Below are 10,489 nucleotides of genomic sequence, written 5' to 3'. Positions count from 1 at the left end.
GCGCCAAGGAGGTCATCAACGTCGGTGGGGAGAAGGTCCTGCCGCTCGAGCTGGAGTCCGTTCTGCTAGCCAGCCCGCTGATCGAGGACTGCGTCGTGTACGGCCGGGCGAACGCCATCACCGGCCAGTCCGTCTGCGTCGACATCAAACCCCGGGGCGAGCTCACTCGGGCCGAGGTACGTCAGCACGTGGTCGGATTCCTGGCCGGGAAGGTCGAACAGTTCAAGATCCCGGCGAAGATCAACGTGGTGGACGCGGTCACCGTCTCGGACCGTTTCAAGAAGCGAAGGATCGTGCTGTGAGGGACATCGTGCTGATCGGCGCGGACAAGTTCGCGCTGGAGGTCGCACGTTATGCCGGCGACTGCGTCGTCGACGGCCGGCCCGAGTACGCCGTCACGGCGTTCCTGGCGGTGGAGGGGGAGGCAGTGCACGCACCGGCCGACCGGTGTGCCGCACTCGCGGACTTCGCCCCCGGCCCGGACACCCGGGTGGTGCTGGCCGTCTCGGACGTTGCTCGCCGGCGCGCGCTGATCGACGGGTTCGTCACCAGGCACGGGCTGGTCGCCGAGAACATCGTCCATCCGAGCGCGCGGATCGACCCGGCGGCGCTGCGCGGGGCCGGGAACATCATCGGGCCGAACTGCTACCTGGGCGTGAACGTCGCACTCGGCGACCACAACGTCGTGAACTACTACTGCACGGTCGGGCATCACTCGCGACTCGGCTCGAACAACTTTCTCGCGCCTAACTTCAACTGCGGCAACACGGTCGAGATCGGTGACGACAACTTTTTCGGGCTCAGCTGCACACTGGCACCGGAGGTGACCGTCGGCAGCGACTGCCGGTTCCAGGCGGGCATCAGCATCTTCGACAACGCGACCAGCGGACATTCCTACCTGGCGCCGAACCGGGTCAAGTCCATCAAGTCGTTCTGAGGAGAACAGCGCATGAAGCGCGCGAAGGTTTCCATCATCGGTGCCGGCCCCGCGGGATCTGTCGCGGCACTGAGCCTGAACAAGCTCGGTCACGACGTGGAGGTCTTCGAACGGTCAAGCCTGCCCCGGTACCGGGTCGGCGAGTCCTTCCTGCCCGGAACGCTGTCGGTGCTGAACCGGCTGGGCCTGCAGGACGCGATCGACGCCGCCGGCTTCGTGAAGAAACCGTCGGCGACGTTCCTGTGGGGGCAGAACCAGGCACCCTGGACGTTCTCGTTCGCGACCCCACGGACCGCCCCCTGGGTCTTCGACCACGCCATCCAGGTCAAGCGCGAGGAGTTCGACAAGCTGCTGGTGGACGCGGCCCGGGCGCGCGGCGTCACGGTCCACGAGGAGACCCCGGTGACGGGCATCGACCTCAGCGCCACCGACCGGGTGACGCTGACCGTGCGCTCGGGGGGTGTCCCCAGGACGGTCGAGAGCGACTTCGTGATCGACGCCGGCGGAGCTGGCAGTCCGCTGGCCCGCCAGCTCAGGGCGCGCCGCTACGACGAGTTCTACAAGAACTTCGCGGTCTGGTCGTACTTCAAGCGGAAGGATCCGTTCGAACGCGGCCTGAAGGGCACCACCTACTCGATCACCTTCGAGGACGGCTGGGTCTGGATGATCCCGCTTAAGGGGGACATCTACAGCGTCGGCCTGGTCGTCGACCGCTCGAAGGCCAGCGAGGTCAAGGAGATCGGGCCGGACCGCTTCTACCGCGACACCATCGTGAAGTGCGCGCGCGCGATGGATATCCTGGGCGACGCTGAGATCGTCGACGAGGTGCGCATCGTGCACGACTGGTCCTACGACTCCGAGGTGTTCTCCGGGGACCGGTTCTTCCTCTGCGGGGACGCCGCCTGCTTCACCGACCCGTTGTTCTCCCAGGGCGTCCACCTGGCCACCCAGTCCGCCGTCTCGGCGGCCGCCGCGATCGATCGGATCATCGCGCACGAGGACGAACTGGACGCCGTCCACCAGTGGTACGGGCGCAGCTACCGGGAAACCTACGAGCAGTACCACGAGTTCCTGGCGTCGTTCTACACGTTCGCCTCGTTCACCGAGCCGGAGTCGGAGTTCTGGCTGCGCCGCCGGATCAGCGAGTCGGACGACGACCGGCTGAACCGCAAACGATGGTTCGAACGGCTGGCCGCGGGCGACGACGACACCGACACAGCCCGGTCGGTCGCGGGCTTCCGGGACCGTGCCGCCACGATGATCTCCATCGGTCGGCACAAGCGCATGGATCTCAGCGACGAGTTCACCGACGACGAACTCAACGGCGCGCGGGTCCGCTGGATCACCCACCTGACCAAGCAGCTGAACCGCATCACCTGGCTGCGCTGGAACGGCGACGAGGTCCTGCTGCGGCCGTACTACAAGGTCGAGCCGCTGAGTTTCCGGCTGGAACGCAAGCTGGTGATCGGGAACGAGCTGGGCCAGGACATGATCAAATATCCGTTGGAGGAAGAACACCGGCTCGTCTTCGAGGAACTCCTCAAGGACCGGGTCCCTGATCCGGCAGCTTGGTGACGCCGGAAGGCAGGATGTGGGCAGCCAGATCGTCATCCGGCTGATGGAGGCGGGTCTGCTGACCGGTTTCGACAAGAACGACAACCGGGTCCACATCCAGGACCGCCTGCGCTTCGACGGCGTGGGCACCGACTACGAGGTGTGAGCATGGAGCCAGCGGGCGGCGGCGAGTTCGTCGTCGCCGACGGCCCCGCGCACTGCCTGGTACCCGGGATGCTGGTGCACGCCGACCTGTGGCTGCCCTGGACGGGGGCGCTGCGGCTGCGGGCGCAGCTGACCGCCGGGCGGCCGGGGCCGGGCGGTGACCGGTTCACGTTCCGGCTGGTCGACCGGTCCTCGGTGCGCGACGCCGCGGTGATCCTGGTGGGCACGGTTGACGGGTTCGGTTTCGAGGCGCTCGGCGCGGCCGGGGTCCGACCGGGCAGGCTGACCAGGCTCCTGACCATCCAGACCGTCTCCGACCGGTCGACCTTCCTGCGCGCGCTGGAGGTGCGGCTGGCCGGCAACCGCACGTTCGGCCGGCTGACCGGGATGATCGACGGTGAGGTCGTGGCCGACGATCTCGACCCGCACTCGGTGAACTTCATGTGCCTGCTCGGCGACAAAGCGCTCAGTGCCGGCCGGGTCGTGGTCAACTCCGGGAACCGCGCGCTCAGCGAGATCGAGACCGAGACGACCGGCCTGCCGGACTGGGTGTGGAATGGCGGGTTCATCGAGGTCTCGCGGCTGGCGTTGCACCCGGACTACCGCGGCGGCGGGGTGGTGGTGGCGCTGTTCCGCGAGGTGGCCCGGCTCGCCTTCAACCTCGACTGCCGCTACCTGCTTCTCGATGCCATCGAGAAGCTGGTGCCACTGTACGAGAAGATCGGCGCCCGCCCGCTGCCCATCACCAAGACGCATCCGTACAGCAAGGAGACCGTGCAGGTGATGGTCATCGACATCGGCGCGAGCCTGGGCCGGATCGACCACCGGTGGCCGTACTGGCAGTACCTGTTCGGACCGGTGCTCAAGCACCACCTCGGCACGTCGCCCGCGGCGCCGCTGACGAAATCCGTGCACGGTGTGGGCCGGGTTCCCTACCTGATGAAGCGAGTGCTGAGCCACGTCGTCTGAACCCGTAAGGCTGACGAGAGCCAAGCGGCCAAACTGGGAGACGGGATCCGTGAGCACCATACGCAGTCCGTGGCGCGCCCTGACGGTGCTTGTCGTCGGCTACTTCATGGTCGTCCTCGACATGACGATCGTCGCCGTCGCCAGCCCGAACATCACCGACAGCCTGGACGCCGACATCTCGCAGGTGCTCTGGGCGACCAGCGGCTACCTGCTCGCCTTCGCGGTCACCCTGCTGCCGGCCGGTCGGCTCGGCGACCGGTACGGTCCGAAGAACGTCTACCTCGGTGGGCTCGCGCTGTTTACCGCGGCATCGCTGCTGTGTGGGCTCGCCCCGTCGATCGGTCTGCTGGTCGCGGCGCGGGTGGTGCAGGGGCTGGGAGCCGCCCTGGTGACGCCGCAGACGATGGCGATGATCACTCGAACCTTCCCGCCGGAACGGCGCAACGCGGCGATGAGCCTGTGGAGAGCGGTGGCGGGGCTCGCCAACCCGGTCGGGCCGCTGCTCGGGGGCGTTCTGGTGGACCAGCTGGGCTGGGAGTGGATCTTCTTGGTCAACGTACCGGTTGGGCTGGCCGGGCTCGTGCTGGCCGCCCGCTACGTTCCGGCGCTGCCGACCCACCGGCACCGGTTCGACCTGCCTGGCGTCGTACTCGGTGGAGTCGGCCTGTTCCTGCTGGTGTTCGGCATCCAGGAGGGCGGCGACCGGGACTGGGACGGGCTCACCTGGTCGATGATCGGCATCGGTATCGCGGTGCTGGTGGTGTTCGTCGCCCACCAGGCCCGCGGCGCCGGCGGTGAGCCGCTGCTGCCGCTGGGCATCTTCCGGGACCGCAACTTCGCGCTCTCGAACGTCGCCGTCGCCGCGGCTGGCGCGGCCGTCCCGGCGGTGCTGGTGCCGCTGTACTTCTATCTGGAATCGGTGCGCGCGATGTCCGGTGCGGACGCCGGGCTCGTAGTCGCGCCGATGGCGATCCTCGCGATGGTGTGCGTGCCGATCATTGGGATCTTCGGGGACCGGATCCATCCGCGGGTGATCCCCTCGGCGGGTTTCGCGCTGTTCGCGGTCACGCTGATGATTTTCGCGATGTTCATGACGCCGGACTCGCCGGTCGCCGTGTTTCTGGTGGGCGCCGGGCTGGTCGGGACAGCCAACGCCGCCATCTGGCCAACGCTCGCCGCGACCGCCACCCACAACCTGCCGCCGCACCAGGCAGGCGCCGGGGCCGGGGCGTACAACGCGGTCCGGCAGTTCGGCGCGGTGCTGGGCAGCGCCGCGATCAGCGCCGTCATCGCGATCCGGATGTCCGTGCGCGGCCTGGCCGCCAACAAGATCGTGGACGGCGGCACGGTGACCGGCACGCTGTCCAGCTCGGCTCGGGGTGCCTTCGGGGCCGCACTCGGCGACTCCCTGTACCTGCCAGCGGCGATCTTGGCCGTCGGCCTCGGCGCGTCGGCCCTGCTGGTGCACGCGGGCAGCCGCGCCCCCGCCCCTCACCCCGCTGGCGACGCCCACCCGGTCGCTGCCACCGAGGCCTAGCTATACCCGCGACCCACCCGGCGGTGAGGAGAAGGCCGATGAACTGGACCGAGCACGTGGACAACTACTGCGAGCGGACGTCGACGGCTTTCTGGTCCGAGCCGCTCGACGCGGTGAGTAACCTCGCGTATCTCGCCGCGGCGTTCGCGCTATGGCGCCTCCTGCGGCGCCATAGCGGCGTGCCGGCCAGCGTCGCGTTCATGCCGCCGCTCGCGGTGCTGATCGGGGTCGGCAGCTTCGCGTTCCACACGCTGGCGACCAGGTGGGCCCAGGTTCTGGACATCGCGCCCATCGGCCTGTTCGTGTTCATCTATGTCGGAAGTTTCCTGCGTTGGTTCTACCGGCTGCCTTGGACGTGGTGCCTGGCCGGCGTGGCCGGGTTCGCCTGTGTGACCGCCGCGTTCATCGCCCTCCTCGGCAGCCAGATCCCCAACCGTTCCGCACCGTACGTGCCGGTGTTGCTGCTCATGATCGGGCTGACCGTGGCACTGTACGGGTCACATCATGAGGACCGGTCCAGGTACTGGCGGGACTTCGCGACGGCCGCCGGGGTGTTCGCGGCAGGCCCGCTCGCCCGCACGATCGACGAGGAGGCCTGCGGGTCCTTCCCGATCGGCACGCACTTCGTCTGGCACCTGCTCACCGGGCTGCTGATCTTCGTGGTCGGCCGCGCCCTCGCGCGCCGCTGGCACTCACTCGCCGAGGCTGGTGATACTCGGCTCCCGGCCACGCCCGCGGGCAGGTCCCGGTCGACTGACTATCGCGCATGATTCCTCTGAGCCAGGACGGCACCGGCCTCACCGCGCAGTCGATCCGCCCGCCGGCGAAGCTCGTCCGCCCGGGTGTCGAGAGCACGTCGCGCGGCGAGCAGTTCCCTTTCCGGCACGGCGTCATCCCCCAGCAGGCCCCGCTCCCCCGATCGGGACCCGTTCGAGCCCACCTGCCCGGCGACCGGCCGCATCCGATCGTCGAACCGGTGCCGTTCGTCCACGAGGCTCGCCAGCTCCGCGCCGATGCGGTCGAGGTCCCGGCGCAGCCGGCGACGCGCGCGTTGCAACGCCGGCCCCGGGACGCCGGCCCGCCGGCTGCGGCGCAGGTCGGCGCGCAGCCGTTCCAGGTCATGGTGCACCTGTTCCTCCAGCCGGGACAGCCGCCCCTGGGCCTGCCTCGCCACCAGCCGCGACATCTGCCCGGTGATCAGCGGAGACGTCGCCAGCGTACGGACACCCGTGACCATCACGGCCAGGCCGAGCACCACCCCGGCCAGCGGCTCGCTGCTCACCGCGGCGGGCAGCGACGCCGGCAGCGGGGCTATCTCGTAGGCGCTCTGCAGCAGCAACGCACCGACGATCGCCGTGGCCACGACCGACCGGGGCTGCCAGGACACCAGGACCGCATCGATCCCGCGGGTGGTCAGCAGGTGACCGATGCTGCTGGTCAGGGCGGCCTGCGTCGCGGACAGCAGGCCCACGGCCGTGGCCAGCATCGGGGCCCGCCGGGCAGCGGCGAGCCGCCGCGTCCCCCACACCGCACCGCACACCAGCCCGCCGACCACCGCGCCGGCGAGGACCCAGCCGAACGTCGAGACGGCCCCCGGATCGCCCGGATGCGGATCTCCGGCGATCAGGAAGAGCACGAGGCCACTGGCCGTCGCCGCGGCCGCCCAGTCGCGGCGCGGCACCGCCCGCTGCGCCAGCAGGGCGGCGAACGGCAGGGCGAACAGTAGCTGGCAGATCTGCAGGGATTCGACGAGGGCCACCGCGCCCCGGCTCAGCGCCGCCGCGGCCAGCACATTGCCGATCACCGCGACGGCGACCCCGACATCCCACCACGGTCGCCGCACCAACCACAGCAGCAGCCGCAGGACGTCATCGGGCGGCGCCCGGAAGGCAACCCGCTGCTGGATCACCGCGGCCACCGCGAAACACACCGCGGAACCAAGGCCGAGCAGATAGGTCGCCACTCCCCCTCGATCCCGCGATGTACCTTCCCGGGGAAGGTCAGGGCCTCACACGGCCGGCCCGGTGCGGTCCGGCCGTTCAGATCCCGCTCATCATGCCTGCCAGATCCAAGATCAGGGAAATGACCCCGGTCGGGCCCCCACCTTCGTCCGCCGCCGGGTACCACGCCCGGGCTCGGGAATCCGCGCGGGCGGGGAGGTCACCCACGGTCGACGGCGTGGGCCTGCTTGTGGAGCTGGTAAATCCAGGGCGGGATCGTCGCCCAGAACACAATGATGTTACCGATGATCACCCCTTTGGCTCCGCCGAGGAGAAGGCCCGTGACCGGGCCGGCGAGCAGGAAGGGCGTGAAGAAAAGATTGATCCAGAAGGTGAGTCTGGTCCGGCCGAAGGCGTAGAGCACGGCGGCCGGTCCTACCGCCAGCGCCGGCCCGGCCTGCGCGATCATCGCGAGGAGAAGGAGTTCATGGGTCTGGCTCCAGGTATCGCCCAGCAGGGCCGTCCCGAAATCGTCGGGGAGGATCAGGAAGATGAGGGTCCACAGCACGCTGGAGGCGACCACCAGCGCGGACACGACGTAGGCGGCGCGGATGATCCGACGGGCCGGGGCACCCCTGCGGCGGGCGAACTCGGGGATCGCGAAGCTCATCAACGCGACGGCCAGGTTCGTCGTGGGGGCGAGCAGGGTCTGCAGACCGCGCAGAGCACCGACGAGCGCCGGCGAGCCGACCGCGGCGATGATCAGAGTCGACGTCTGCTGCGCCCCCTGGACCGTCACGAACTCGGCGGTCATGAAGCCGGTCGTCTCGCGGTGACCAGTGAACCAGGCAAGCGCCCGCCCCGGGGCGGGCCAGACCCGATGCTGCCCGATGCCGACCAGCACGGCCAGCGCCGCGGCGGCACCCCAGACGAGGACCATCACCGGCGCGCCGCCGGCCGCATCCGGCCCGCCGATGGCCAGCAGGACGATGCCCACGCCCATCCCGGCAGCCCAGACGAGATCGTTGACGACGGCGCGGAGGGGACGTCCCTGGGCGAACGACGTGTAGCGCCAGGCATCCTGCACCAGCAGGGCCGGCATGACCACACCCATCGCGATCAGGTTCGTCCCGACCACGCCCTCGAGGACGCCACCGACCGCCATCAGGCCGGCGCCCACGACGGCACCGAGTACCAGGGCCAGGCCGGACGCGGCGCGAGCGGCGGCGCGGAACGCGGCCGGGGCGGCGGCAGCGTAGCTGATCCCCAGGGGCGCCGTGGCAGCGGCGCGCGACAGGCCGACGACGATCGCGAAGATCGTGTAGGCAATCGCGAACGCACCGAACTCGGTCGGGTCGACCCGGCGGGCGATTATGAAGTTGATCGCCGCGTTGGTGCCACTGGACACGACCTGGTCGACGATCGTCCACAGCGCGTTGATCCGGCCGCGGGACCGGGACGGGTACGGATCGGCCGCCGGTAGATCCGCCGCTGGAGCCGCCGCGATATGCTCACGCGTGGCACCGATGGTCAGACCGTCGGTGACGGCGGGGCCGTCGGGATACGCCCACCGCGATCCGCTCACGCCGACAACTCTACCGTGACGTAAGAGTCATCTCGGCGCATGCCGCCCCCGGACAGGCACAACACAGGGAACGGGGCCCGCACAGTAAAGACACAGGATCCGCGTAGCGCACAGGATTCACACAGTAAGGGCACAGAATCCGCGAAGCCGCCGGACCGATCGTCTACCCATGACGTACTTCCCGGTCCCGAGACGGCCTTCGAGATGACCACCGTTTCCCCCCTCGTGAACGCACCCGGTGTGGACGTGCCCGGTGTGGACGTGCCCGGTGTGGACGTGCCCGTGCGGCATCCCGCGGGCCGCCCCCGCCTTCCCGGCCCCGCGGCCGGATCGGCCGCCTGGTACGCGGCCCGGCCGGCGACCCCGCGTGGATCCGGCCGTCGCTGCTGGCCCTGCTGGCGGCGACTGCGGTCCTCTACCTGTGGGACCTCAGCGCGTCCGGCTACGGCAACGGCTTCTACGCCGCCGCCACCACCCAGGCGGCCACGCACAGCTGGAAGGCGCTGCTGTTCGGCTCGCTGGACTCCGGCAACGCCATCACGGTCGATAAACCGCCGGCCTCGCTGTGGGTCTCCGGTCTGTTCGCCCGGGCCTTCGGGTTCTCGAGCTGGACCGTGCTGGCACCGCAGGCGCTGGAGGGCGTCGCCGCGGTGGGGCTGCTGTATGCCACGGTGCGCCGGATCTCCGGTGCCGCCGCCGGCCTGCTCGCCGGCGGCGCCTTCGCGCTGACCCCGGTCGCGGTGCTGATGTTCCGGTTCAACAACCCGGACGCGCTGCTGGTGCTGCTGCTCGTCGCCGCCGCCTACTGCACGGTCCGGGCCACCGAACGGGCGAGCCTGCGGTGGCTGCTGCTGGCCGGCACCTGCGTGGGCTTCGGCTTCCTCACCAAGATGGCGCAGGCGTTCCTGGTCGTCCCGGCCCTCGGCCTGGGGTACCTGACGGCCGCGCCGACCGGTCTGCGCCGACGGCTCGCGCACCTCGCCGGCGCCGTGGCCGCGATCGTCGTCTCGGCCGGCTGGTACCTCGCCCTGGTCGAGCTGTGGCCGGCCTCGTCACGCCCCTACATCGGCGGCTCCACCAACAACAGCCTGCTGGAGCTCGCGATCGGCTACAACGGCCTCGGCCGCATCTTCGGTGGCTCCGCCGGTGGTGGCGTGGGCGGGGGTATGACCAACGGTTTCGGTGGCGCCACCGGCATCACCCGGCTGTTCGGGGCGAGCATGGGGGCGGAGATCTCTTGGCTGCTGCCCGCCGCGCTGATCGTTCTCGTGGCCGGCCTGTGGTTCACCCGGCGGACGCCGCGCACCGACCAGACCCGGGCTGCGCTCGTGCTCTGGGGCGGTTGGCTGCTGGTCAGCGGGTTGGTGTTCAGCTTCATGAGCGGCATCACCCACCCCTACTACACGGTCGCCCTCGCCCCCGCCGTCGCCGCGCTCGTCGCGTCCGGTGGAACCGTGTGCTGGCGTGGACGGGCGCGGATCTCGCACCGCGCCACCCTGGCCGCGATGATCGCGGTGACCGGGCTGTGGGGCTTCGTCCTGCTGGACCGGGTGGCGTCCTGGCTGCCCGTGCTGCGCTGGATCATCCTCCCGGCGAGCGTGCTGGTGGCCGTCGCGCTGGTGGCCGGTGCCGCCCGGCTCACCAGGATCACCGCCGTGCTCGCGGCAGCGACCGTGATCAGCGCCTCGGCGGGCACCTCGGCCTATGCGCTTGCCACCGCGGCGAACCCGCACAGCGGCTCCATCCCGATCTCCGGTCCCGCGGTGGCCGCCACGGCCGGCGGCGCCAGGGGTGGGCCGGGC

General features: G+C 70.2%; 8 protein-coding genes and 1 pseudogene. 7 read left to right on the top strand and 2 right to left on the bottom strand.

Annotated features, from left to right (window positions below):
- From AC08OX_RS10100 to AC08OX_RS10075, 6 genes and pseudogenes are all read left to right on the top strand, one after another.
- Positions 1-302 (top strand): AMP-binding enzyme (locus AC08OX_RS10100; RefSeq protein WP_476607570.1); only part of this gene is annotated, 302 nt, incomplete at its 5' end.
- Positions 299-937, top strand: coding sequence for a DapH/DapD/GlmU-related protein (locus tag AC08OX_RS10095; protein ID WP_476607569.1), 639 nt, complete (start codon positions 299-301; stop codon positions 935-937). The genes AC08OX_RS10100 and AC08OX_RS10095, both read left to right, overlap by 4 nt.
- Positions 938-949: 12 nt before the next feature.
- Positions 950-2,657, top strand: a pseudogene (cmlS, locus tag AC08OX_RS10090) (chloramphenicol-biosynthetic FADH2-dependent halogenase CmlS).
- A gap of 2 nt (positions 2,658-2,659) precedes the next feature.
- The gene (locus AC08OX_RS10085; RefSeq protein ID WP_476607568.1) at positions 2,660-3,625 is read left to right on the top strand and encodes a GNAT family N-acetyltransferase; all 966 of its coding nucleotides are present in this window, start codon (positions 2,660-2,662) and stop codon (positions 3,623-3,625) included.
- A gap of 49 nt (positions 3,626-3,674) precedes the next feature.
- Positions 3,675-5,162 (top strand): DHA2 family efflux MFS transporter permease subunit, encoded by a 1,488-nt coding sequence (locus AC08OX_RS10080; protein WP_476607567.1) that lies wholly within the window; start codon positions 3,675-3,677, stop codon positions 5,160-5,162.
- A gap of 38 nt (positions 5,163-5,200) precedes the next feature.
- On the top strand, positions 5,201-5,932 hold the full coding sequence (locus tag AC08OX_RS10075; protein WP_476607566.1) for a ceramidase domain-containing protein: 732 nt from the start codon (positions 5,201-5,203) through the stop codon (positions 5,930-5,932).
- On the opposite strand, the gene AC08OX_RS10070 is transcribed toward AC08OX_RS10075, so the two are convergent.
- Both AC08OX_RS10070 and AC08OX_RS10065 read right to left on the bottom strand, forming a co-directional pair.
- Positions 5,920-7,125, bottom strand: coding sequence for a DMT family transporter (locus AC08OX_RS10070; protein ID WP_476607565.1), 1,206 nt, complete (start codon positions 7,123-7,125; stop codon positions 5,920-5,922). The genes AC08OX_RS10075 and AC08OX_RS10070 overlap by 13 nt on opposite strands.
- A 197-nt stretch (positions 7,126-7,322) precedes the next feature.
- Positions 7,323-8,687, bottom strand: a complete 1,365-nt coding sequence (locus AC08OX_RS10065; RefSeq protein ID WP_476607564.1) for a hypothetical protein — start codon at positions 8,685-8,687, stop codon at positions 7,323-7,325.
- A gap of 329 nt (positions 8,688-9,016) precedes the next feature.
- Between AC08OX_RS10065 and AC08OX_RS10060 the strand changes: the two genes are divergently transcribed.
- Positions 9,017-10,489: glycosyltransferase family 39 protein (locus AC08OX_RS10060; protein WP_476607571.1), on the top strand; the 1,473-nt coding region annotated here is incomplete at its 3' end.

The organism is Frankia sp. CoBUL1, assembly GCF_978021245.1.
The sequence above is the reverse complement of the archived record's forward strand: the minus strand, read 5'-3'. Positions and strand labels throughout refer to the sequence as shown.

What these genes read in the sequence shown, in the direction of transcription:
- AC08OX_RS10085 (WP_476607568.1), top strand. Translation starts at nt 2,660, where the DNA reads ATGGAGCCAGCGGGCGGCGGCGAGTTCGTCGTCGCCGACGGCCCCGCG.
- AC08OX_RS10075 (WP_476607566.1), top strand. Translation starts at nt 5,201, where the DNA reads ATGAACTGGACCGAGCACGTGGACAACTACTGCGAGCGGACGTCGACG.